21 protein-coding genes and 1 pseudogene are annotated in these 23973 nt (G+C 65.5%); 13 read left to right on the forward strand and 9 right to left on the reverse strand.

Annotation, left to right across the window (positions count from 1 at the left end; all coding sequences use genetic code 11):
* Window positions 1–97 precede the first annotated feature (97 nt).
* The 6 genes from ABZS51_RS08390 to ABZS51_RS08415 form a co-directional block, all read right to left on the reverse strand.
* Window positions 98–223, reverse strand: coding sequence for a hypothetical protein (locus ABZS51_RS08390; protein ID WP_355437737.1), 126 nt, complete (start codon window positions 221–223; stop codon window positions 98–100).
* Window positions 220–366: a hypothetical protein gene (locus tag ABZS51_RS08395; RefSeq protein ID WP_355437739.1), complete on the reverse strand. Its 147-nt coding sequence runs from the start codon at window positions 364–366 to the stop codon at window positions 220–222. The genes ABZS51_RS08390 and ABZS51_RS08395 overlap by 4 nt, the downstream gene beginning before the upstream one ends.
* Window positions 363–764, reverse strand: coding sequence for a hypothetical protein (locus tag ABZS51_RS08400; protein ID WP_355437741.1), 402 nt, complete (start codon window positions 762–764; stop codon window positions 363–365). The genes ABZS51_RS08395 and ABZS51_RS08400 overlap by 4 nt, the downstream gene beginning before the upstream one ends.
* A 13-nt stretch (window positions 765–777) precedes the next feature.
* Entirely contained in the window at window positions 778–1422 is a 645-nt protein-coding gene (locus ABZS51_RS08405; protein WP_355437743.1) for a DUF2637 domain-containing protein, read from the reverse strand.
* Window positions 1423–1506: 84 nt separating this feature from the next.
* Window positions 1507–2880, reverse strand: coding sequence for an FtsK/SpoIIIE domain-containing protein (locus ABZS51_RS08410; protein WP_355437745.1), 1374 nt, complete (start codon window positions 2878–2880; stop codon window positions 1507–1509).
* 104 nt (window positions 2881–2984) lie between these two features.
* Window positions 2985–3314: a hypothetical protein gene (locus tag ABZS51_RS08415; protein WP_355437747.1), complete on the reverse strand. Its 330-nt coding sequence runs from the start codon at window positions 3312–3314 to the stop codon at window positions 2985–2987.
* 137 nt (window positions 3315–3451) lie between these two features.
* Here ABZS51_RS08415 and ABZS51_RS08420 point away from each other — a divergent pair, with 137 nt between their 5' ends.
* The 4 genes from ABZS51_RS08420 (at window position 3452) to tcmP (ending at window position 7379) form a co-directional block, all read left to right on the forward strand.
* Window positions 3452–4294 carry a GntR family transcriptional regulator gene (locus tag ABZS51_RS08420; RefSeq protein ID WP_355437749.1) on the forward strand — a complete coding sequence of 281 codons (843 nt, stop codon included), beginning with the start codon at window positions 3452–3454 and terminating at the stop codon, window positions 4292–4294.
* Window positions 4291–4974, forward strand: coding sequence for an HAD family hydrolase (locus ABZS51_RS08425; protein ID WP_355437751.1), 684 nt, complete (start codon window positions 4291–4293; stop codon window positions 4972–4974). The genes ABZS51_RS08420 and ABZS51_RS08425 overlap by 4 nt, the downstream gene beginning before the upstream one ends.
* Before the next feature lie 9 nt (window positions 4975–4983).
* Window positions 4984–5493, forward strand: a complete 510-nt coding sequence (locus ABZS51_RS08430) for a hypothetical protein (protein WP_355437753.1) — start codon at window positions 4984–4986, stop codon at window positions 5491–5493.
* Between the two features lie 674 nt (window positions 5494–6167).
* Window positions 6168–7379: a three-Cys-motif partner protein TcmP gene (gene tcmP, locus ABZS51_RS08435; protein WP_355437755.1), complete on the forward strand. Its 1212-nt coding sequence runs from the start codon at window positions 6168–6170 to the stop codon at window positions 7377–7379.
* Here the strand turns inward: tcmP and ABZS51_RS08440 are convergent.
* Window positions 7357–8133, reverse strand: coding sequence for a phage Gp37/Gp68 family protein (locus tag ABZS51_RS08440; protein WP_355437757.1), 777 nt, complete (start codon window positions 8131–8133; stop codon window positions 7357–7359). The genes tcmP and ABZS51_RS08440 overlap by 23 nt on opposite strands.
* 1132 nt (window positions 8134–9265) lie before the next feature.
* Here ABZS51_RS08440 and ABZS51_RS08445 point away from each other — a divergent pair.
* The 9 genes and pseudogenes from ABZS51_RS08445 to ABZS51_RS08485 all read left to right on the forward strand — a co-directional run bounded on the left by ABZS51_RS08445 (window position 9266) and on the right by ABZS51_RS08485 (window position 22491).
* A complete protein-coding gene (locus ABZS51_RS08445; RefSeq protein ID WP_355437759.1) occupies window positions 9266–9523 on the forward strand; it encodes a winged helix-turn-helix domain-containing protein in 258 nt (85 codons plus the stop codon).
* Between the two features lie 102 nt (window positions 9524–9625).
* The gene (locus ABZS51_RS08450; RefSeq protein ID WP_355437761.1) at window positions 9626–9853 is read left to right on the forward strand and encodes a hypothetical protein; all 228 of its coding nucleotides are present in this window, start codon (window positions 9626–9628) and stop codon (window positions 9851–9853) included.
* 639 nt (window positions 9854–10492) lie between these two features.
* Window positions 10493–16585 carry an RHS repeat-associated core domain-containing protein gene (locus ABZS51_RS08455; RefSeq protein WP_355437763.1) on the forward strand — a complete coding sequence of 2031 codons (6093 nt, stop codon included), beginning with the start codon at window positions 10493–10495 and terminating at the stop codon, window positions 16583–16585.
* Between the two features lie 95 nt (window positions 16586–16680).
* Window positions 16681–17073, forward strand: coding sequence for a hypothetical protein (locus tag ABZS51_RS08460; protein ID WP_355437765.1), 393 nt, complete (start codon window positions 16681–16683; stop codon window positions 17071–17073).
* Between the two features lie 890 nt (window positions 17074–17963).
* Window positions 17964–18845 (forward strand): hypothetical protein, encoded by an 882-nt coding sequence (locus ABZS51_RS08465; protein WP_355437767.1) that lies wholly within the window; start codon window positions 17964–17966, stop codon window positions 18843–18845.
* A 954-nt stretch (window positions 18846–19799) separates the two neighbouring features.
* Window positions 19800–20165 carry a DUF2809 domain-containing protein gene (locus tag ABZS51_RS08470; protein WP_355437769.1) on the forward strand — a complete coding sequence of 122 codons (366 nt, stop codon included), beginning with the start codon at window positions 19800–19802 and terminating at the stop codon, window positions 20163–20165.
* A gap of 80 nt (window positions 20166–20245) precedes the next feature.
* Window positions 20246–21101 (forward strand): annotated as a pseudogene (locus ABZS51_RS08475) (DNA translocase FtsK); the annotation flags it as partial.
* A gap of 75 nt (window positions 21102–21176) precedes the next feature.
* Entirely contained in the window at window positions 21177–21722 is a 546-nt protein-coding gene (locus ABZS51_RS08480) for a hypothetical protein (RefSeq protein ID WP_355437771.1), read from the forward strand.
* Between the two features lie 157 nt (window positions 21723–21879).
* Window positions 21880–22491 carry a hypothetical protein gene (locus ABZS51_RS08485; protein WP_355437773.1) on the forward strand — a complete coding sequence of 204 codons (612 nt, stop codon included), beginning with the start codon at window positions 21880–21882 and terminating at the stop codon, window positions 22489–22491.
* A 296-nt stretch (window positions 22492–22787) separates the two neighbouring features.
* Here ABZS51_RS08485 and ABZS51_RS08490 read toward each other — a convergent pair whose 3' ends face one another.
* Window positions 22788–23033 carry a hypothetical protein gene (locus ABZS51_RS08490; RefSeq protein ID WP_355437775.1) on the reverse strand — a complete coding sequence of 82 codons (246 nt, stop codon included), beginning with the start codon at window positions 23031–23033 and terminating at the stop codon, window positions 22788–22790.
* A gap of 160 nt (window positions 23034–23193) precedes the next feature.
* The gene (locus ABZS51_RS08495; RefSeq protein WP_355437777.1) at window positions 23194–23721 is read right to left on the reverse strand and encodes a ricin-type beta-trefoil lectin domain protein; all 528 of its coding nucleotides are present in this window, start codon (window positions 23719–23721) and stop codon (window positions 23194–23196) included.
* Window positions 23722–23973 lie beyond the last annotated feature (252 nt).

Genomic DNA, 23973 nt, shown 5'->3' on the forward strand with positions numbered 1-23973 from the left:
GGCGCATACTGGGTTGTCCTTTGCGAGTGAGCGAAGGGAGGCGCCCCGCGGAGCGGCGAGCTGGCCGGCTTGGGCCGCTCCGTGGTGGCGTCGCCGATCAGTGGCGGTTGTCGATGCCGGTGCCGTCGCAGTCGAGGCATGTGGCGGTCGTCTGGGTGGGGGCGTGGTCGTCGTTGACCACGCCGGTGCCGTTGCAGGTGGCGCAGGCGTAGTTGTGGATCACAGGCTCTCCTCCTCTGGTTCGGGGCAGGGACAGGGCGTCTCGTCGTCGGGGTCGAGGCGGTCGCACTCGGCCGGGTCGCCGTCGAGTTCGCAGCCGTAGCGGGCGCAGCAGATGCAGAACGGGCAGCGCAGGCGCGGGATCACTGCGCGATGACCCAGGCGGAGCGGTCGCCCCCGGCGTGGCGGATGGCGGCCAGGATGAGGGAGAGGTTGGTACGGTCCAGGCGGGCGATGGCCGGGCCGAGGTCGACGGGGTGGCCCTCGGCGAGGCTGAGCGCGATGCGCAGGACGGCGGCCTCGGAGTTGCAGCAGGGGAGCAGGCCGTTGGTGAGGCCGCTGTGGAGAGTGTCCCAGCGGAAGACGGCGTACGAGGTGCCGCTGTAGTGCGCCGGGGCGTACTCGATGCCCATCCGGAGGAAGTCGCTTCGCCGTAGCCAGACGTCGTGCTGGATCAGCAGCTCGACAGCCGCCTCGGTGGAGTACGAGCCGCGTGCCCAGGCGCGAGCGGCCTCGATGAGGCGTGGGAGATCGGGACGGGTCATTGTGAGTCCTTTCTCAGTTCTGATTGACGGTGATCTTGCGGAGGAGGTCTGTGGCGAGGTCGCCGGAGATGCCCATGCGGGCGCGGAGCAGGTCTACCGTGATGGGGCGACCGTGCTTGGAGCTGTGCTCGTCGGCCAGGCGTCGGGCGTAGGTGAGCAGGGCCGGCGACGGGGTCGACTGAGGTTCCAGCTCTCCGGGGGAGGGCTGCGGTTCAGGAGCCGGGTCGCTCTCGGGAGCGGTTGCCGGTGCCGGTGTCGGCTCGTGTGAGGCGCGGCGTTCCAGCATGGAGACGGCCACGAGGAAGGCCACGGCAGGCGTCGCGGCGCACACCCAGCCCCAGGTGGACGGCTGGGCGCGGGCGAGGTTCGCGGCCAGGGTGAGTACGATGCCGCCGGTCAGGACGAGTGCCGGCCAGGAGACCATCCCGCGGCGAGGGCGTCCGGTGCGCCGGTCACGCTGGCGTTCCCGGGCGGCCATGACGCACATCAGGTCGATGCACACCGCGACCGCCCAGGACTGCCAGCCGCGCTGCCCGTGCTCGGCGGCCAGCTCGGCGATGTGCGTGAACGAGCCCACGGCGGCGATCACGGCCAGGACCATGACGGGCGCGGAGTCGAGCAGCGTTGCGCGGACGCGGCCGGGCCGGGTCTCGGTCATGGTGCGGGTCTCCTTCCGGGTTCAGGCATGGATCGGGTAGGGACGTGGCCGGATAGGGCCGGGCCGGGCCGTTCGGGGCGTGGGTCAGGCGGGCGCCGACTCGGGGAGCAGGGCGTTCAGCTCTTCGTCGCTGATCGGGTCGACCGTGGTGGTGACTTCCGCCCAGGTCGGTGTCCGGTCCGCATACGTCTCGGCGGCGCGTTCGGCCTCTTCCTCGGTGACGTACACCGACCGGGCGCGGTACCAGCGGCCGTCCTCGCCGATCACGATGGCTGTGCCGGGCATGTTCGCGGGGATCTGCCGGGAGGCGACCAGGGCGGCCGGATCGGCGTCACCGAGGGTCATGTTCGCCGTCTCCGGGTCGTTCACCCGATGGCAGACGCGGCCGGAGAGCTGGGACCGGAGTGCCGTGACGCCGGGGCCGAGGTCGGAGCCGACCCGCTGTCCGCAGACGAACAGGTAGACCCCGAAGGCTCGGCCGAGCTGAGCGAGCCGGAGGAGCTGCGTCGCGGTCTGCGCGATCTCCTCTTTCTCACCTTTGTGGGCCATCAGGAAGAGCTCGGCGACCTCGTCGACCAGGACCACGACCGGGACGGGGCGCAGGGCCTCCGGCAGCTTCCAAATGTTGCGGACCGTGTGAGCGCGGCAGAGCGCCATGCGGCGCTTGACCTCGGTCATCAGGTCGTTGAGCAGGCCGGCGCACTCGGCGCGTTCGGTGGCGAGCGCGGTGAGGCGCTTGCTGTAAGGGGTCAGCTCGACGCCGCCCTTGAGGTCGAAGCCGACCAGCGCCACGGGCTGGGCGGCCAGGCCGGTGATCAGGGCGTTGACGAGCGTGGACTTGCCGGACTGGGTCGCGCCCGTGTTCAGCCAGTGCGGCACGGTGGTGAAGTCGAGCACCCACGGACTACCGGTGTCGAGGACGCCGACGCGGACCCGTAGCAAGCCCTCCGAGAGGACCGGCAGCTTGACCGTAGTGAGCGGATCACCGGTGGTCGCCAACAAGGTCACGCGGCCCGGTTTCCAGGAAGTCAGCCGCACCGAGTGGACACGCCAGGCGTGGGCGAGGTTCGACAGGCGCAAGCTGTAGTCCTCCGGCGTCTGACCGTCCATGAGCCGGACGTTCAGCCGGAAGCCGAGCTTGCACGGGCGGACGATGCCGAGACGGGGTGGCTTGTCGATCTGGACCCGCCGCAGCTTGCGCTTGTGGGACAGCGAGGCGACGGTGACCGCCGCGTTGCCGAGGACCGGCAGGCCGTCGAACGTCCAGCGCAGGCGACGGCGCTTGCGCGTCAGTCCGCAGCCGGCGGCGACGTTGCCCCACGTGAAGTAGACGCTCAGCACTTTCAGCGGGAAGCCGAGGCCGTACCAGAACGAGACCGGGTGAAGCAGGCGCCAGGCGCACAGGGCCGAGACGAGCGAGGCCGCGCCGAGCACCAGCCAGACCATGTGGTCGGACATAATCGGGTCAGTCCTTTCGTGCACGCGAGAGGAAGGCCCCGGAGCGGGCGGTAGCTGCCAGGCGATGCGCCCGCTCCAGGGGCATGAACTTCGCGGACTCGGAGTTAGGCCGCCTTGGCGTGGGCCAGGCGGATGGTCTCGGCGCGGAAGCCGAGACCGGAGCGCCCGTTCATCTGCCAGTAGAAGGCGGCCAGGCCGACGGGGACGACCTGGACGCCCTCCGGGATCTTCGGGAACGTCTCGCTCGGGAACGTCACCACGATCACGGGGTTGCGCCGGTCGTCGTTCGGCTTGGGGAGGAGCGGGATGGTGTAGAGCTCCCGCCCCTCCGCGTCCCTCTTCACCTCGCCGGTGGCGCGGTCCACGATTTTCGGCTCGGGCTCGCCCGCCACCGTGAACGCCAGGGCCGAGGTGTCGACGGGGATGTTGCGCATGGAAACCAGCTCCTTCGAGTTGCCTAACTTGGCTAGGCATCTTGTCGATGGCTTCATGTTGCCCAGCATGGCTAGCCATGTCAAGCACCATGGAAGAACTGGCCTAGGCGACCTAGGAGAACTAGACTGGTTGCGTGATGAGCCTCGATCCTGACGACCCGCGTCCGCCGTATCAGCAGGTGGCGAACGCCCTGCGCGCGGCCATCCTGACGAAGAAGTTCGAGCCGGGGGAGAAGCTGCCCTCAGGGACCGAACTCGCCAAGCAGTACGGCGTGGCGCGGATGACCGTGCAGCAGGCCATCCGGATCCTCCGGGATGAGGGCCTGATCGTGTCGCGTCAGGGGAGCGGCGTGTTCGTGCGCGAGCGCACGGAGCGGCCGGTGGAGCTGCGGCCCCACATTGAGCACGCCTTCGAGGCGAGCAACGTGTCCATCGACTTCGCCGGCTTCTCGGGGGAGACGTTGCAAGGCATGCTCCAGGAGCCGCTGGACAAGATCCGGCTCGGGCGGCTTACTCCGGAATCGATCGGGATCCGGATCCTGGTGCCGGACATGGGGCATCCGATGTCGCTGCCGTGCCGGGCCGAGGACCTGGAGGACGATCCGGTGATCCGGGAGCGTGCCCTGCGGATCCAGCAGCGCAGCACCCAGGCCATCGCCGACGCCGTACACGAACTGGCGGACCTGGGGCTTGTGAAGACCGCCTCCGTCGAAGTGCGGGTTCACCAGACCACGCCGGCGTTCAAGTTTTATGTGATCAACCGGGATCAGGTGTTCTTCGGGTTCTACCCGGTGGTCAAGCACACGGTGCGGATCAAGGGCGAGCCGCACGAGCTGTACGACGTGATGGGCAAGGACGCAGTCCTGTTCCATTACCAGGTGACCGAGGACGACTCGTCCATGCAGTCGCAGTACGTGGCCCAGGTTCGGCAGTGGTTCGAAAGCATGTGGAACACGATCAGCAGACAGGTCGAGCTGTGAGCGACGCCCTGGTCGAGATCTTTCGGCAGACGCGAGCTGTGCTGCTCGACTTCGACGGGCCAGTGTGCAAGGTCTTCGCTGGTCTGCCGGCTCCCGAGGTAGCGGCCAGACTCAAGCGCCTGCTCCAGGATGAGGGGGCTGAGTTGCCCCGTGACGTGGTGGAGTTGGACGACCCGCTCAAGGTGCTGCGTCGTACGGCAGACTTCGCGCCGGAGCTGGTGGACAAAGTCGAGGCCGCCTTGATGGCGAACGAGATAGAGGCCGCGGACTCTGCCGAGATCACGCCGGGTGTCAGGGAACTGTTGGCCGCATGCGCTGATGCCGGCCGACCGGTTGTGATCGTCAGCAACAACTCGAAGCCTGCCATTGACCGATTCCTTGGCCGCGTGGAACTGAACGGCAGCGTGATCGGGGTCGTGGGGCGTCCTACCGGCAATCCTGGCGAGATGAAGCCCCATCCGCGATCAGTGCTGAACGCTTGCGAGATGGCTGAGGTACAGCCGGAGGAGGCGGTACTGATCGGCGACTCCGGGTTCGACATGGAAGCCGCCGCCAACGCCGGAGCACGCAGCATCGCGTACGCCAATGAGCCGGGCAAGGACGTGACTCTTGCGAAAGCAGGGGCCGACGCGGTGACCGACAGCATGCGGAAGCTGGCCGCCACCGTCGCCGCGGTGTAGGAAACGGGGATGGATCTCGCAGCTCTCCAACAGCACCTTGATGACGCGTTCGATCAGGCGCTGGTCTATCACGGCTACACCGACTACATGCGTGACTACGAGATGATCATCTACCAACCGGTTGATCCACGTGTTGGCATCGCGCCTGTCCATCTCCGGTACCTCTTCCGGCATTGCGTTGAGGCACACGTGAAGACGGCGCTCCGTCGAGACATCTGGCGAGATTCCCTGGATGAGCGTCTGCTCGGTGACCCGGCATCGCACGAGATCGACGGATTCGCCTGGGGAGTGAAGTGGCAGAACCTCTATCCGGGAGCGAAGATCATCCACGACTCTGAGCGTGCGCGAACATGGGCCGAAGATCTTGGCAACGACGTGCACGAGGTTCGGTTCGAGAGTAACGCGCATGACATCACGCTTGTCTTTTCAGATCTCCAGGTAACCACGGTCGAACCCGGCTTTGCGCCGTTCAAGATAGAACCCGACGAGAACCCCGCCATAGGCAACACTTCGGCCTGATCGACTTAGCATGCGGTCGTATCCAGCCAATGCATCGAGGGCGACGTGTGGTTCAAACCTTCCCTACGTCATCAAGCCGCCGCCCGATGGGCGGCGGGCGGCCGGGCGGTCCGGGCGGGCGTGCGGCCTCTCCGGGCCGGTCCCGCCCGGCCACCCCGCCGCACCATCGAACGTAGACAGAACCACGCGCAGAAGGTTCACCAGCATCCTGCAAGACGCCGGCCTCTGGACTGAGCTAATGAGGTCAAAGAATGCCTCCGGCGGGAGCACTCAGGCACCGAGGTGATCGCGACACGGCCCTGAACGTAGATGGGTGGCTGGGGGCTGATCACCTCGCACACCATCGACTCAGGCAAGCCCAGCAGACCGGCTCCTCCGTATCAAGCCCGGCTCTGACCGCAGGACAACGCATGATCGAGGAACGGCGACCGGCGAACGTACACGCGAAGCCGAGCTTGGCACTCCGTCCCCGGCCCGCTGCCGCTACGCGGTGAGTCGACGGCGTACGAGGTGATCAGGCATCTGTTCTGTAGGACGTTGTCTGCGGCACCCGAAATGCAGACTCTGGATTAGATCGAACGTACGTTCGTTATCTTTTCATTGCTTGTCAAACGTTCCAAAGACGTGTATTTGTACAGGTGATGAGATGATCTAATCGGTCATGGTGGGTGTCTGTGACGGCGAACGACGATTTCTTCCGTGAGCGGCAGGCTGCTGCTGTCTTCAAACATGGCATCCTCAAGCGCTATCCCGTTGTATTCGCTTCGAAGGCTGGCTCGAGAGTGCCAGATCGACGCGTCGTATTCGTTGATGGGTATGCAGGACGTGGACGGTATGAAGACGGGTCTCCAGGATCGCCACTCCTGCTTGCACAAGGCGCGGCGTCGGTGAGTGACTTCCGTAACGTCACCGGTATCTTCGTCGAGCGTGATGCTCAGAACTATGACAACCTTGAGCGCGTTCTAGCCGAACAGGGCGGCCAAGGAATGCCCTATCTCCTGTATAAAGGCGACCTCGGTAGTCACGTGCCGGTAATCCTCGACAAGGCAAAGGGTAGCGCTCTCCTAGCATTTCTAGATCCTTTCGGAACGGCGCTTGATAGTGTAGAACTGCAGAAGATCCTCACCAGAGGAGGGCCCTCGCCTACGGAGGTTTTGCTGCACTTCAGCGTTAGTGCGGTTTCCCGTCTTGGTCCTGTCGTTCGGAAGCTTCGAGTCGAGAAGCGAGCACCTTCCGATGACGAGCGTAAAAAAATTGCCCGGCTGGATCGCTTTCTTGGCGGTACCTGGTGGCAGCCGCACTTTGCGGAGTTGCAGCATGAAGATCTTGGTGCTGCGACAAAGGTTGCGCTTAGCGTCGCGGATAATTACAGAGACAATGTCAGGCGGGCTACTGGCTTCCAGTCGGTCAGCATTCAGGTGCGCATGAAGCCCGATAACCTGCCTAAGTACATCTTGGTGCTCTTCACTCGTAGCCCCGAGGGCATCTGGCAGTTCGCCGATGCACTAGGGAAAGCAGGGCTTGAGTGGCATGAGGCGTGGCGCAGCGAGATAGTGCTCAGGGACATCAGAAAAAACGCCGCCGTAGGGCAGGATTCCCTGTTCGGCGATGAGTGCGAAACCAGCGCGTTCGATCGAAAGGCCTATCTCAAAGCGGAAGAGCCTAAGTGGGTGGCTGCTATTGAGAGGAACATTCTTGATCTTCTAGGAGAATATAGCTCCTTTAAGATCATCGACCATGTTGACCGAGTCTATGGAACCACTCTCGGGTCGGCATGGATCCCTCACTTGAGGAAAGCAGTCAAAGGGCTCTACGCGCAGCGTGAGATAACGGTGTCAGGCGTCGGCGACTTTCAGAAAGAGCTTATCCGACGGATAGCTTCCTGAAATCATCAGAGCCATCGCGTCTCTCGGGCATCTCGTCCCAGACTCTTCCATCGAGGATACGGCCCCCTGCCTTTGGCGTACGGCCTCCCCACTGTTTGAAAAAGAAGGAGACGCCCTCTCGTAGGCATCTGTCCCTCAAATTCCGAACCCACGCGGTATCGAGAGGCCGCGCTTGAGGTCCGCTTTCGCCTCCGGCGATGAGCCAATCTATATGACTCAAATCGACGTCGGTCAGAGGGCCTAGGAGCGGCTCGGCTGATACGAACCTTACCGCGGCCGGCACCTGACGTAGATGATCGATGCGCTGTATGGTCTTATTGTCTTCGACGCTTACGCCCATCCATACGTTGTCCGGCCATGGCAGCAGGTGGGCCATGCGTGCCAAGCGGGTAGCCCGTTTGGTAAGGATTTGATAAGTGTGTTGTGGCGTGGCCTGCATAATATCGAAAACGCGGCTCACGAAATCGACAGGCACCTTCGCATGGAAAAGGTCGCTCATCGAGTTGACGAATACGAGTCGCGGGTTTCGCCAGCGTAGGGGTGCTGCGAGCGTATCTTCATGCAAGGTCACCCCGAAGCCGGGTCCGCTGGTGCGTGGATCGCCGTCGTTCTGGTATTTGGCAGCGCCCATGGCCTTAAGGCGCTTGGCCAACGTCAAGGCGTAGCAGTTGTCGCAGCCACTAGATGTCCGATCGCAACCAGTTGTGGGGTTCCAGGTGGTTTCGGTCCACTCGATGCGCGATCGGTGACTCATGAGAGCGTCCTTCCCGCGCGGGCGGCGTCTACTCTTAGACTATTAACAAGAAACATGTTAGCTGAGGAAGGCCGTGCTGCACATAGAGATCGGGCAAGTAGGGCGCCTGCTCTTCGGTCGCGAGACCCGCCTGCGTCTGGCGCTGTGGGTCCTTGATCTCGGCCAAGCGCGCTTCTATCAGTCCGAGCCTCCTCGTACGTGTGGTGCTCCCACGGCTGTACGGCAAGAACTCACGCGTCTTGTGGACCTTGGGATGTTGGTCGAGGAGAGGCTTGATGGAGGTCACCGCGTCTACTACCACCGATCGGACAGTGCCCTCTGGAAGGTCATCGAAGTTGTTGCGCGGGTCGTCGACGAGGGTGAGCCGCAAGGGGATGAGTGAAGAGCCGGTGTCAGCCGACGTTGCATGTGAGTGACCAGCTGAGTGACGGTTGAGGCCTACGAGCGCGGACGTTCATGGATCTCGCTGGACTGTTCGTACAGGTCATGGAGCCCAATGACGCTGATCAGCGGCACGATCAAGTGGCTTCGCATCGAAGTGGTCTGGCCGTGACGATCGCTCGCTTGGTACTCGCCGTTAACGGTTGGGCGATCGCTGGCGACAAGGATCGACTTCGTCGGTTGTTGTCGCTAGGTGATGTGGCTGGCCGAAGTGCGCCCATGGATCGGACCGTCAAGTGCGGATCGGAACACTGTGAGCGCGAGCGCACACACCCAGGTTCCCGAGCCCCTTCCGTCTATCGGGCGGCTCCCGACAGGAGGCATGTCCAGAGCATCCAAGCTTCCTTCAGCGGCGAGGGGCTGGTCTCGTGGACCTGGTGGCCGTCGTTGAGCTGTACGGTGCGGCGGATGAAGGCTTGGCCGCCGGCGCTGCAGAGCTCGTACACGGTGGCTCGGCACGGGCATGTCCAGGCGATCACGCCTATCCGGTGAAAACGGGGGCCGTAGGGGTGCCATTCCAGGCGTACATGGTCACGCTGTGGCATCGCCACATGTGGGCTCATGCACCGGTCGGGGCCAGTGGGGAAGATCTCCGGGGCAGCCATGACCGCATTGTAGGCAGGCAAAGCTATGGCGCGCTATAGCGCGCTGTCCATCGCCATGGCGCGCAGCGGCTCCCTACCGTTCATGGGTGGTGGAGTTGAAGGCGAATCAGCCCAGGTGGCGGCAAGTGCACGCCATCATCGCGGAGCGCATCCGCGCCGGGGAGTACAAGGCCGGTGAGCGTATTCCGTCCCTCGTCGCGCTCATCGAGGAGTTCGGCATCGCCAACGCCACCGGCCAGAAGGTCATGCGCGCTCTGCGGGCGGACGGTCTGATTCGCACTGAGCCCGGCATGGGTAGCTTCGTGACCACCCCAGAGGAGCGCCGGGCGGCCCAAGATCAGTGATCCGGGGGTTGACGGTTGCCGCGTGAGGATGGCCGGGTGAGGTGCTTTCGCCGGCCTTGGGATGACGATCGTGGGGACGAGTACGCCAGTTGGGGAACGTCGGTGTTCTACCTGGCCATTGACGAGACCGGAACCGTGCGCCAGCAGGTCGAGGTGTACTCCAGTGGGGTGGTCCTCGCGTACGACGAGCAGCATGAACAAGATCGGTACGGACGATTGACATACGCGGATCTCGATCTCGAAGAGTTCTTGCCTTTCGAGATTTCGTGGCAGGAGTTCATTGATGCTCTGGCTGAGCTGAAGCCCATCAACCGGTGCCGCGGTGAGTGACTAACTCGGTCGGGCGACCCAGCAAGTCAGGCGTCGCAGGTGACGACCAAGGGTAGGCAGCATCGCGCCGAGGACCTCACGGGCTCGCGTCTCTGCTCATACTCACCCAGGTCGAAGGCAGTCTCGCGTCCAGAAGCGCCTTTTGCGCGCTGTACACGGCCGTACAGCAGCCTGCCTCACGCGCGGCCGTCTTCTGGGAAGCCGCCGCACTGTGTTGATCTTTCCGGCCCGCCCTTCGGCGTACTTTGGTCAGTCCAAGTGACGTAGATCACACAGCATGTCTTCAGGTGGTGCACAGCACCGTGACAGGCGATCTTACCTGGTGAAATGTCGATCATGGTCAATCGGTCCTGACTGGCGGTGTTGGGTAAGTGACGCTCCCGTCGTTGACCGATCTTGAGCTGTCGATCACAGTCCGGTTGATCCAATTTATGTCTGCCTTAGGCATGTAAGACCTCGGTGCCCCGGGGTCTGCGTCAGCGTGCCCTGAAGGGATGCGGGATGCCGAGTCGCCGTCTGCCGGTGTGGTTTGTGGCGTTCGTGATCGGGCTTGTGTCACTGGTGCTGGTCTCGGGCGTGGGGGTTCCTGACCAGTTGATTCCACAGGCCGGGGCGGCGACACCTGATCCGGAGCGTTCGGTGGACGGGCGACCGGTGCCGGTGAAGAAGGCTGCCAAGGGCGCCGAGGAGTCCGTGCCCAAGGTGGAGCGGCGCAAGCCCGTGTGGCCGAAGCCTGGCAGTGCCGAGGTCCAGGTGGCCGAGGCCGGCAAGGTGGCTGAGGTGGGTGCTCTGCCGCTCAAGGTGGGGCAGGTCAAGGGCGCTGACGTCGGCAAGGTCAAGGTGGAGACCTTGGCACCGGAGGCGGCGCGTGCGTTGGGCGGGGTGGGGATCGCTGCCCGGGTGATGCGGGCCGATGGCGGGTCAGCGCCGGGCAAGGTACGGGCGGAGTTCTCCTACGCGGACTTCCGGGACGCTTTCGGCGGGAACTTCGCAAGCCGGCTGCGGCTGGTTCGGGTACCGGTGTGTGCGCTGGAGACGCCGCGGCAGAAGACCTGCGTGGTGCGGCCGGTGGAGGTGCCGTCCACGAATGACGTGAAGGCCGGGACGGTGACTGCGGAGGTCGAGGCGGCGCCGGCCGGAGCCGTTGCGGCGGCGGTCAAGCCGGTGTCGCCGGGCAAGGACCGCAAGGCCTGGATGGCGCAGGTGGCGCAGGAGCGGCTGACCGCTCAGCTGGCCGCAGGGTCGGTGTACCTACTGGCCGGAGGCATGACCGGGCGCGACGGCAACTGGGGCGCGACCGATCTGAAGCCTTCGGGCACCTGGCAGGCGGGCACGTCCGGAGGCGGTTTCGACTACGACGTGCCACTGCCCGAGCCGCCGTCGGTAGCGGGCAATGGGCCGGACCTGTCGCTGCAGTACGAGGCGTCGTCGGTGGACGGTCAGGGCGACTGGACCAACAACCAGTCCACCGTGGTGGGGGCCGGGTGGGACCTGAACGCCGGGTTCATCGAGCGACGCTACCGCCGCTGCTACGTCGACAACTCGTACGTCGAGAACGAGGGGATGGTCTGGACCGCCCGGGAGAGCGGCATCGGCGGTGAGGCGCTGTGCTGGGAGTCGCCGGACGAGACCGACAACGACTCCACCACCAACGACAGGACACAGTCGGAGCTGGTGCTGAACGCCGGCGGCCGTTCGGCGCAGATCGTCAAGGACCGCACCTCTGGGGCGTGGAAGACGGTCCCGGACCTCGGGTGGAAGATCGAGCAGGTCGCCGGCGGCGCTGACGGCCAGCCGTACTGGAAGATCACCAACCAGGACGGCACGGTGTGGCGGTTCGGCTCCACCAAGGACGCCCAGTGGCAGGTGCCGTACGTCGGCAACGAGTCGGGCGAGCCCTGCTTCGACCGTTACAACAACGACGACATCCCGCCGACCTGTACCGGCGTGTGGCGGTGGAACCTCGACCAGGAGGTTGACAGCAACGAGAACGTCGTCGACTACTCCTACACCCGCGAGAGCAACTACTTCTGCCTGCCTTCGTGCGAGCACGAGCTGTACCGGGTGCTGCCGTACGACCGGGGCGGCTTCCTGTCGTCGGTGAAGTGGGGCCACAACACGCAGGTCAGCGGGAGCGCGCCGACGGCACGGATGACGTTCACCACGGACGCCCGCACCGGTGGCGACGTGCCGACCGACCTGCAGTGCACGCAGGCGACCGGCTGCACCAACAAGGCGATCGCCTTCTTCACCACCCGCAAGTTGACCTCGGTGTCGACCGAGTCGCTCAACCCGACCTCGGGTGGTTGGGACCCGGTGGATCGGCTCGACCTCAAGCACACCTGGATCTACCAGCGCACCGACTTTGGCCCGGCCGACGACCCGGCGTTGTGGCTGGACGCGGTGCAGCAGACCGGCCTGGCCGGCACCTCACAGGTGACGCTGCCGCAGCTGGACTTCGACGCGGTGATGTTGGCCGGAAAGATGGACTACGACACCATGTCCGACTGGACCGACTTGGTGTCCTGGCGGATGGTCCCGCGGATCGCCGGCATCGCCAACGGGATGGGCGGCCGGACCGAGGTCTCCTACGGCCAGGCCGACCCGTGCAGCGGCGGCAAGGGCCGCGACGGCTCCAACTACTTCGCCGACAAGACCGGCGACTGCTACGACGTCGACCAGGGCAGCGACCCCGAGCAGGGGTACGAGGCCTGGACCCGGTACTACAAGCAGCTCGCGGTCAAGGTGACCGAGCGGGACATGGTGGCCGGTTCGCCGGACATGGTGACCCAGTACGAGTTCCTGGGCAGTCCGCGCTGGACCAAGCCCGTCCAGTTCGCCGAGCCCAACCAGGCGCCGCCGCAGTCGGAGTGGCGCGGCTACAGCCAGGTGCGGACCATCGAGGGCTCCGGGACTGACCCGTCGGCCTACAGCGTCACCACGCGTACGTTCCTGCGTGGGACCGAGGAGACCGTCACCGACTTCGACGGCGGCACCGTGGTCGACAAGCCGGTCCTGCAGGGCAACGTGCTGCAGGAGCAGGCGTGGAAGATGACCTCGCTCAGCCCGCGGGCCTACACCGAGATCGACTCGACCAAGTTCGAGTACACGATCCAGAACACCGGCAACGGCCCCGGCACCATGGACCCCGCCTACGTCCTCCGGACCCGCGAACGCTCGCGGGAGAAGGTCACCGGCGGGGGCTGGCGCTACAGCGACGAGAAGACCACCTACAACGCCGACGGCCTGCCCGCCACGGTCAACGACTATGGTCAGGACGGCGTCGCGACCGACAACTCCTGCACCAGCACCACGTACGCCCGCAACGCCGACGCCGGTCAGTGGTTGGTCGCCTTCCCCTCCGTCGTGGAGAAGCGGTCGGGTGACAGCTGCACGTCCGGGACGCTGGTCGGCAAGACCGTCACCCTGTACGACCTGGGCTCGGATCCGGCCACCAACAAGCCCAGCGACGGCAACCCCACTGAGGCCCGCTCCTATGCCAACGCGAGCACCATCTCCACGACCAAGGCCACTTACGACGACTACGGTCGCACGTTGTCCTCGACCGACCCGCTGAACAAGACGACCACCACCACCTACACCCCGCCTACGGGGTGGCCCAGCACCGGGGTGACCGTCACCAACCCGCTCGGCCACACCACCACCGCCCGCCTGTCGCACGTCCTGGGCGAGCCGGTCGCGGTGACCGACGCCAACGGCAAGATCACCGAGATCGACTACGACGCGCTCGGCCGTACCACTGCCGTGTGGAAGCCCGGCCAGCCGCGCAGCGGAGGCACACCGTCGGCCACGGCCTCGTACACCATCCCGTTCGACGGCTGGGCCGGCCAGCCCACCGCGCCGATCAAGACCACCGTCAAGACGCTCCTGACCGGTAGCGGCAGCTCGGCCAAGTGGACCACCACGCACAGCTACGAGGACGGCTTAGGCCGGACCCGTGAGGCCCAGACCGCCTCACCCGCCGGCGGCCGGATCGTCACCGCCACCGCCTACGACACGCGCGGCCTCACCGCGGCCATCACCGAGCCGGTGCACAACACCGGCGACCCGGGCAGCGGACTGCTCAACCCCGCACTGACCAGCGTCCCCCAGTGGACCAAGACCCTCTACGACGACCAGGAACGGCCGACCGCGGCGATCGCCTACCACCTGGACACGGAGCTGCGCCGCACCACCACCAGCTACCCCGGCCAGGACCGCACCGAGATCACCCCGCCTGTCGGCGGCAAGACCGCCACCGTCACCGACGTGTACGGCCGCACGGTCAAGGTCGAGGAATGGTCGGACGCCACCGCCCACGCCGACACGACCTACACCTACGACCTGAGCGACAACCTCGCCACGATGACGGACGCCAACGGCAACGTCCGCACGTACACCTACGACTGGCTGGACCAGCGCATCACCGCCAAGGACCCGGACGCCGGCAGCTCCAGCTACGGCTACGACCTGGTGGGCCGGCAGATCTGGAGCATCAACGGAAAAAACCAGAAGGTCTCCACCACCTACGACGACCTCGGCCGCCGCAAGACCCAGTGGTCGGGCGAGCCGGAGACCGGTACCAAGCTCGCCGAGTGGACCTACGACAGCCCCGCCAAGGGCCAGCCCACCGCGTCCATCCGCTACGTGGGCGGACAGGCGTACACCCAGACGGTCACCGGCTACGACAGCGACTACCGGCCTACCGCCACCAAGGTCACCATCCCGGCCACGGAAGGCGCCCTCGGCCGCGACTACGCCTTCACCTCCTCCTACGACGCCGCGGGCAACCTGCGCGAGCAGACCCTGCCCGACGCCGGCGGACTGGCGGCCGAGAAGCTCAGCCACGCCTACACCGACCTCGGCTTCGCCAAGGCCCTGACCTCCGACCTGAGCGGTGGGTCCACCTACGTCAAGGACACCGCCTTCACCCCCACAGGCAAGCTCGCCAGCCACCTGCTCGGCGGCAACGGCCAGATCAAGCGCACCCTGGAGCGCGACGCCACCACGGACTGGCTCTCCCGCGTCAGCACCCAGACCAAGGCGGACACCTCCAGCCCGACGACCGTCCAGGACGACCGCTACAGCTACAACATCGCGGGCAACATCACCCGCATCCTGGACGCCGCCTCCGCCGTCCCCGGCACGCACGACGGCCAGTCCGAGTGCTTCACCTACGACGGACTGCTCCGCCTCAAAACCGCCTACACCACCACCGCCGGCTCGTGCACCGGCTCTGGCGACGGCAAGGGCGTCGACCCGTACGACCAGGCCTACGGCTACGACAAGGTCGGCAACATCACCACGCTGACCGACAACGGCCAGACCGCCACCTACAGCTATCCGGCGCCCGGCGCCAACGCGGTACGGCCCAACGCCGTCACCTCCATCGCCCGCCCCGGCGGCGCCGACACCTACGCCTACGACAACGCGGGGCAACTCGCCGCCCGCACGGTCGGCGGCAAGCAGGCCACCTTCGACTTCGACCCCCTCGGCCAGCTCACCCAAGCAACCGTGGACGGCAAGCAGACCGGCATGGTCTACGACGCCGAAGGGCAACGTCTGATCCGCCGCGATCCCGACGGCAGCACCATCCTCTACCTCGGCGCCCTGGAACTCCGCCTCGCCGGCGGCCAGGTCACCGCCAAGCGCTACTACAGCGCCTCCGACGGCACCCTCATCGCCCTACGCGAGACCAGCGGCCTCACCTGGCTGCTCGCCGGCCAGCACGGCAGCACCCAACTCGCCATCAACGACGCCACCGGCACCGTCAGCCGCGAACGCTACACCCCGTTCGGCAAGCGTCGCGGCGGGGACGACCTGCCCTTCACCGACCGCGGCTTCCTCGGCAAGATCGAGGACGCCTCCACCGACCTCACCTACTTAGGCGCCCGGTACTACGACCCGGCCATCGCCAAGTTCATCTCCACCGACCCCGAACTCGACCTGCGTACCCCTGAATGGGCCAACGCCTACAGCTACGCCGCCAACAACCCCATCGACCTGTCCGACCCCGACGGCCGCCGCGTCGACACCGGCAACGCCAAATCCGACGCGAAATTTGCCGAAACGCACCACGCCAGCGGCAAAAAGAAGACCGCCCGGGAACGGAAGATCCACAAGGAGCGTCACCAGCAGTACGAGAGAGACCGCATCAGGGAGACCCGAAACCGAACCAGAGACGCTCAGGCGCAGGACAAGAAACAACACAGTAAGAACTGGAAGAGCCAATCACTGCAGGCAAGCAAGGAGAGAGCCTGCTGGCGCAACCCCAAGTGTGGCAGGGGAACTGTCCGAGAGACCGCCGATGCAGAAATCGCCATCGGAGTGGTTACTGGCGTCGGAGGCGTCGCTAAGGCTGGGCTGCGTATAGCTGTAAGCACTGGGCTCAAGACTGGCAGCAAGAAGGTGGCTACCAAGGCTGCCGAGGCGGCGCGCGATACACTGGGGCGTGAGCGCGGAAGGAAGTATGCTACATATATCGGCGGAAGGGATAAGCAGGGTAAGGTCTATGCTGGGTGTTCAAGAAACCCCACCGGTTGTGCCGAGGATGATGTGGCCCGACAAGGTGCAACAGACTTCACAAACGCCTACGGATGGCGCAGAAACAAGGAAACTGGTGAGCTGGAATGGAAGCGAATCCCTACATGTAAAAACTGCCAGGAGAAGTACTCGAGGAAGCAGTTCCCTAAAGATAACACCTTTGATCCTGGAGGTAAGTGGTCGGAATGAAAGGTCGACCCCTATATGTCATAGAAGTCGAACGGTGTAACTGGGGTTCTCTCACTGCCTGCGGAGGTTCTGCGGAGGAAATCCTGCAAGCAGTCATGAGCATGCTTGCGGCAACAACAGCGGATGAAGTCGAGCGCTATTACTGGCAACTCGAAAACCGTGCAGTGGTGCAGGGGCAGCTCTACAGCGCTGCTCCACCTCTAACTTCTGTTCTCATTGCTGCATTGCTAGATGATATCGCTAGGCCAGCACGGATCGGCGCTCTCGACCTTCTGTACCAACTTGTCAAGGGCACTCCTCATCCAGACGAAGCCGAGAGCCACCCAAATCTTGGCGAGGAATGTCGAGCGAGAGCGTATGAAGGAATCTGGATACTCTACAAAGAGCTGCTATATGGTGAAGCTGGCGCAGCGAAAGACGTTCTCGAAGTAGTCGAACATGATCCAGATCGTTTGCATTGGTTTCTGACTCGATCACGTATGACTTAGCGGAGAATTTCTGCGGGGTAGGTCTTGTTGAACTATCAGAAGTAAGCCTCGCAGGATTGAAGAAAGCAAATGGTTCTTTTCTGGCTGGTTCGGAGTCACCGCTAGTGTGGCCCCAGCGGTGAGCCTCCGGGGTGGGCGGAGTTTCATGTTCGACGGGCATCCGCTTAAAATGGGTATGCGCAAACTAATCGGCAGGCTATTGGGTCAGAGCGTCGGTATACGGCACGTCGTATTCGCGTCGTCGCAGCGCCGCTCAGCATCAAGCGAAGCGCTGAGCCGCAGGTGGGCGCCATGACCGCCTAGTGTGAGACAGGGTTCTGTAAAACCGTCGGCTCAGCCTACGCAAGTTCGAACCTTGCACCTGCCACACCAGCAGAAAGAGGCCCTTCACCAGCGGAAACGCGGTGAGGGGCCTCTCTCGTTGATCGCCCGTGTGTGCCCGTGGTTCCCCCTGTTTTCCCGTGGCATCTGGCACGGATTTGGCACGGCGATCGCCCGCGTTCGGTTGCCCCGTGCGGACGCACGCACCCCTCCCGACGGGAAGAGCCGGCCCGCCTCAGCCACTGACTGCGTTCGGCTTGTCGGCATCATCTCGGAGCCTGAGGCCCCCGCCGGAGGCGTCTTTGGTTAGGAATCGTTCCGATGGAGGCCGACCGGCCGGCGCCGACCGAGGGACGCCGCTGGTGCTGCGACGAGGCGAGGTTGGGTGTGGTGGAAGCGGCCGTTTCGCTGCGGTGGCGCGGTGATGCTGGCCAGCGTGCTGGATGGAATCGTCGGATTCTGCTTAATCTCGGATCTTGGTGCTGCATAGTGTCCGTTATGGCGGTTCTACGCGTTTTAGCCGGCGAGATGGAGGCACCGCCACGCTGGCGAAGTCTTGGGGCAAGAACGTGAGCCGGCGGCTCGCGACCTCCGTCGTTTGCGCGCTGGTAGCTGCTGCCCTGGCCGCCGTGCAGGTCCTCGCCGCGGATCGCTTGGGCATCAATCAGTGGACGACCAGAGTAGGCCCCTTCGACGAGTACGTCGGATGGGAGCACGCGGTGACCCGTTCCACGTGGTATCCGGCCGCTTCCACACTGGTCGCCTCCGCGATCACGTACCGTGTGTTTCGTCGTGCGCCGTGGTCCTGGCTGTGGCTGCCGGCCGCGGCCTGGCTCGGCTCCTGCCTGCTCGCTGCCCCGCTTCTGTACGGACTGGCATCCGCGGCGCCGGAAGAGGGCCTCAACTCCAGTCCATCCGAGGTGGCCTGGGCCACGATCATCGGCGGTGCGATCGGCGGCATCGCGGCGACGGCGGCGCTACGGCATCGGGGGGTCAGGGTCGGCCTGCTGGCCTATACCCTGTGGGTCTCCCTTCTGGAATTCACCAGACCCTGGTGGTGGGACAGGCCACCGTCCTTCGATCCTATGCTCGCGGAAGACGTGTGGAACGGCGGTACCGGTGAATACGTGGTGAAAGCGACACTCACGGAGGCCGGTGGGGTCACCGCAGGGTTGATGGGGCCGATCATGGTCAGCGGCATCGTCGCGGCATGGGCGGCGACGCAAGAGGGCCGATGGAGGAGCGGTGCCCTTGCGGGCGCGGCCGGCCCGCTTCTGCTCTGCTCCGTCTATCTCACGACCGATCCGGGGTTGAGCGACCAGGAAAGCATTCAGGACACTCTGTGGGTCTACTCCATCTTGGCGGTGCTGATCGGGCTGTTCGTCGGCACGATCAGCGCCGCGGTCTCGTGGAGCACCGCGAAGAGGAAGCAGGCCCGGGCACGCCCTTGAAACACAGCCCTCACAAAGATCGAAAGCCTAGGCCGTCTGATCTAGGCTTTCGTGTGTGTGGAGCCTAGCGGATTGAACCGCTGACATCCTGCATGCAAAGACGCACGCCGATCTTGCTTTACCAGAGCAGACGCAGCTCAACGTACGGGTGGCATTCCCCGTGACTCCCCGCGATTGCCCCTGCTTCCCCGCCCCATCGGGCACGCAACGGGCACGCCAGCCACATCGCTCGGTGGGCCGGAGCTGAGGAACGAAGCCCTGGACCCTCGATCGCCCCAGCCGGCGACGGCGGCCAGCCACCGACAGGCGATCGTGAGGGCCGTTCCCATGCGGCGCGCTTTGCGACCAAACAAGTTTCGATCCGTCGATCGCCCCCGACCACGCACGGTGCTCGACCGCTTCGGGCGATCGTGAGAGCGGTATCTGAACGATAGTGGAGTGTGCACGGTCAGAAATTTCTCCAGGTGAGCGGCCAGCATGATCCAGGCTGGCGGCCTTGGAATTTCCTGGCGGACGGTCATGCGGCGTCTGGGTGGGCGGACAGGCCAGGGTGGTTTCGACGAAGCGAGGTGGAACCTACCCGGCGGAAGTGGTTGGGCATGTGGATTACACGCCGGACAACATCGTGCTCCGGGGCGGAACCGAGGAGCGGGGTGGTGGCTGGGCGAGGATGTGGGATGAGGGCATCGGCGATGAGATCAAGCGGCGCGAGGCCTGGCTGGATCGGCCATGGCACGGTCATCGAGACGGTGCTGAGCGCACCGTAACCCCCCGTTTCATCTGGTCAGGTCTCATTTCGGATAAATCGTCACTACGTGCCAGCGTGCTGGCATGCCGTCGCCATGGCACTCCACCGCGGTCGCCGACCTGACGCAATGAGCATGCCGCCATAGGTGATGAGCTCTATGATCAGGTTCGTCCTGATCGTTGAGATTCGGAGAAGATGTCAATCTCATGCGCCGCGCCATGGTCCTTCTGGGTGGCGTCGCCCTCGCCATCGGCGCGTTCGTCCTCTTCTACCGGGGCCCGGGACAACCGTTCATCCGCGGCTACGTGAGCGACGTCGGCGCCACCATGCTGGTCTATGCGTTCTTGGGGCTGTTGTGGCGCACCACCGCCGCACGTCGCACCCTGGCCACGGCCGCGATCGCCGCCGCCGTCGAGTTCTACCAAATAGTCGGCATGACCCCGCCGGGCATCGGCGGTGTCCTGGTCGGCGCGTTCCCCGACCCATGGGACCTGGTCGCCTATGCCATCGGTGTGGTCGCGGCCCTGGCCTGGGAACGCCGATTGGTCCGATCCGATGATCAGACCGGCTGACTCTCGAACGCCACCTCACCGGCACGCTGACGGTACGGATGCCCCACAGCGGCGAGGTCATCGGGTTCGTCCTGCGCGGAGCCGCCGAGGCCATCGAATGGGTCGTGGCGGAGATGGACCGCCGCTACGACGACCTGGCGGCCTCCGGCTTCCGGCACGTGGACGAGTTCAACAAGGCGGTGCGGGCCGGGAAGCTCCAGCCGCCGCCCGGGAGCGAACGAGTCTATGAGCCGTACCCGTACCTGCTGGTGATCGTGGACGAGCCGGCCGGCCTCATGATGGTCGCCCCAAGGACGTCGAAGACTCCATAGTCCGCATCACGCAGCTCGCCCGCGCCGCCGGCATCCACCTTGTCATCGCCACCCAGCGGCCCTCCGTGGACGTCGTCACCGGCCTCATCAAGGCCAACGTCCCCTCGCGGCTGGCCTTCGCCGTCTCCAGCCTCACCGACTCGCGCGTCATCCTCGACACCCGGCGCCGAGAAGCTCGTCGGCCAGGGCGACGCTCTGTTCCTGCCGATGGGCGCCCAACGACCCATACGCGTCCAGAACGCGTTCGTCTCGGAGAAGGAGATCGCCGAGATCGTCGCGCACTGGAAGGCCCCGCGCCGCCAGCACACCGCCGCCCCTCGACCAGCTCACCCCCGCCCCCGCGGCCGCCGCGCCGAGCGAGGACCTCGGTGACGACGTCGACCTGTTCGTGCAGGCCGCCGAACTCGTCATCACCACGCAGTTCGGCTCCACCTCGATGCTCCAGCGCAAGCTACGCGTCGGCTTCGCCAAGGCCGGACGACTCATGGACCTGCTCGAATCCCACCGCATCGTCGGCCCCAGCGAGGGCTCCAAGGCCCGCGAGGTGCTGGCCAAGCCCGACGAACTCCCCGACCTCCTGGCACGCCTCGTGCCCGGCTACACCCCCAGAGAGGACACGCCGTGACCCCCCACACCGACGTCCAACCAGGTCGCCGAGATCATCAACCGGACGCTCATCGCCGAACTCGGACCCGACGTCATGGACCGGCCCGACCGCAGTCTCGGCGACACCGTCATGCAGGAACTCGCCAACGCGGGTCTCGCCGTGATCGACATCGACGCCGAAGCTGAGCGGCTCGCCGACCAGACCATGCTGGGCGGCATCTCCGTCGACGGCACCCGCGTCACCCTCCGCATGGTGCCGCCCGAGAAGATCGCCGCCACATGGCTGCGCGTCGCCCAGTTGACGCTGGGCGACGCCGTCAACTACGCCGAGTCGGTGTACGAACTCCCGCCGGCGGCCAACACGCACCCCGAACTCCTGCAGTCCATCACCATCCCCCTGCACCCGACCGGCGAGGCCCGAGAGCGGTACACCATCACGGTGCAGCGCGTCGGCAAGCTGTCCCCCACGATGCGCGCATCCTCGCGGAGGCCCGCGCCGAGCAGCTCGCCGCGGAGGTGGAGGTCTTCAAGGCGCCGCCGGGCTTCCGCAACACCAACCACGAGCAGCGCCTCCAGCAGCTGTTCGCCGACACCATCACCGAATTCCGCGACCGACCCGACCGGACAGCTCACCAGGTGATGCTGTACGCCCCGTCCGCTATGTGGGCGGTGCAGCGGGGAGAAGCCCGTTGGGCTGAGCTGTATGTAGATAAGATGTCACTCTGGGTAACATTGACGAGAGGGTCGGCCGCCCCCGATTCATCACTATGAGTTATGGATCATTTTCAAGGAGTGAAGTGAGCGACGCGTTCCCATCCGGCAAGTTCTTCCGCATCGTCAACGAGGGCACCGGGCTGTGCCTGGCCGCCGCACACGGGGGCACCACCCACGGCGCCCAGAAGGCACAGGACCGCTGGACCGGCGAGGAGGGCTACATCCCCTACTCCCACACCAACGACCAGGTCCTCACCCTCCGCACGCCCACGGGCCACCGGGGCGAGGTGTGGTTCTTCAGCGAGATCAAGAACACCTACGGCGACGAGGACTGGCACCTGGTCAACGTCAACAAGGACATCCGCAGCACCTTCACCCTCCACGTCGGCCCCCTGGACGGCTTCTCCCAGCCGGTCGGGCTGGGCCTGCAGGGCTGGGGCGTGCCGGGCCAGACCCAGTGGAACTCCGGCGGGGGAATGATCTGGCCGCGCCTGCATGAGGACAAGGTCGTCACCGTCCTGTCCGACGGCCACGGCAACCACCAGGCCGTGCTGGCGGCCCAGGGTGGCGCCAACCAGCAGTGGCGCTTCGACCAGGTCGAACTGCCCGGCGAAGCCGTACCCACCCGCAGAAAGGGCATGTACGAAATGAGCCCGTCGGGCACGGATCTGTCCAAGTGGAGGCACGTCCTCTAAGCGGCTGACGCATCCTGACCCCCAATGCGTGGTAGCGGGGCCCGCCCCCGCCGCTTACCTACGGGGGGTGTCCTCGTCGAGCGGGAAGTTGCCCGCAGCGAGCGGCGTTGCACCGCCACGTGACAGGCCCGGTTCCGCGTGAAGGGCGCCTTCGCGCGGAACCGGAGCGGTCAGCTTCGAGGTGCCGGCTTTGCGGCGCCGAGCAGGATGGGTCCTTGTGTGAAGGGAGCCGGATGTGCCGGGTCACGCACCGCCCGGAAACCGGGATCGCCTGCCGCCTGGACGGGCGGGGTGGCTCAGTACCAGATGTAGGCGCCGTAGGTCTGGAACGGGTGCCAGGTGCCGTCGAGCTCGCACTTCACCCGGCTGGGATGCCAGGCGGGATAGTTGACGAGGAGGAAGGCGTTGCAGGTCACGATCGAGTTGGCGGTGTCGACGCGGTGCCACGATTCGGCCTGAGCCGGAAGGGCGCCGGCCAGGAGCGCGCCGCTGATGGCGGCGGCGCCTAGACCTGCGATGAGGGCTTTCTTGATGGCTTTCATGCCGGTGTTCCTTTCTGGTGCTTGAGCGGGAGACCTCCCGCCCGGTGACGACTGGTTGCCAGGCGTCTTTGCGGCGGGTGGCGATGCTGGTGGAGTGCGCGGGGCCTCGATGGGTTCCTGCCGACGCGTCCGGCGGCCGAAGGATGACGGCTCCGGGCGCTTACAGGGTGTCCCTGACCTGGATCTGGCCGTTGTCGAGGAGGAACCGCTGGTTGGTGTGGTCCATGCAGTTCCACAGGCGGACCTTGTCACCGTTGTTGCGGCTGTTGCCGGCGTCCAGGCAGACGGGGGCGCCGGCGGCGAAGGTGTCGGCGAGGATGATCTGTCCTCGCTTGACGACCCACTTCTGGTTGGCGTGGCCCATGCACTGCCACAGGCGGATGCGGGCGTCGTTGGCGCGGGTGTTGCCGGCGTCCAGGCATACCTCCCGGGCGGTGCCGACGGTGTCTTCGACCTTGATGGCGTCGTTGTGGAGGACGAAGCGCTGGTTGGTGTGGTTCAGGCAGCGCCACAGGTGGATCTCGGTGCCGTCGGCGCGGTTGTTGGTGGCGTCGACGCACACCGGGGACGCGGCCTGGGGGGAAGGATCGGCGTGGTGCGGGGCGGAGGCCGCGGCGGGCAGGGCGGTGAGCGCGCTCGCGGCGGTGATGGCGGCGGCGCCGGCCAGCAGACGGCGGGTGAGCAGCATGGTGCCTCCTGGAAGAGATCACTTAGACCCGAACATCCTGCCGTAACCGACAGTAGTTGATCAAGAACTGTCCGTGCGTGTTCGGCCGTTCCCCGCGAAGGGGCGTGTCCCCTTTCCGACGCACTCCAGCCGCACCCTTACCAGGCCACAGACGGTGCTGCGCGCCGCCGCCGGACGGCGGCGTGAGCGCCGACCACCTCCCGCACTGATCCGCTCAGCACACAACGCCCGCAGTCCCCACAGGACTGCGAA

The sequence above is a fragment of the Nonomuraea sp. NPDC005501 genome (assembly GCF_040605905.1).
GTDB lineage: Bacteria > Actinomycetota > Actinomycetes > Streptosporangiales > Streptosporangiaceae > Nonomuraea.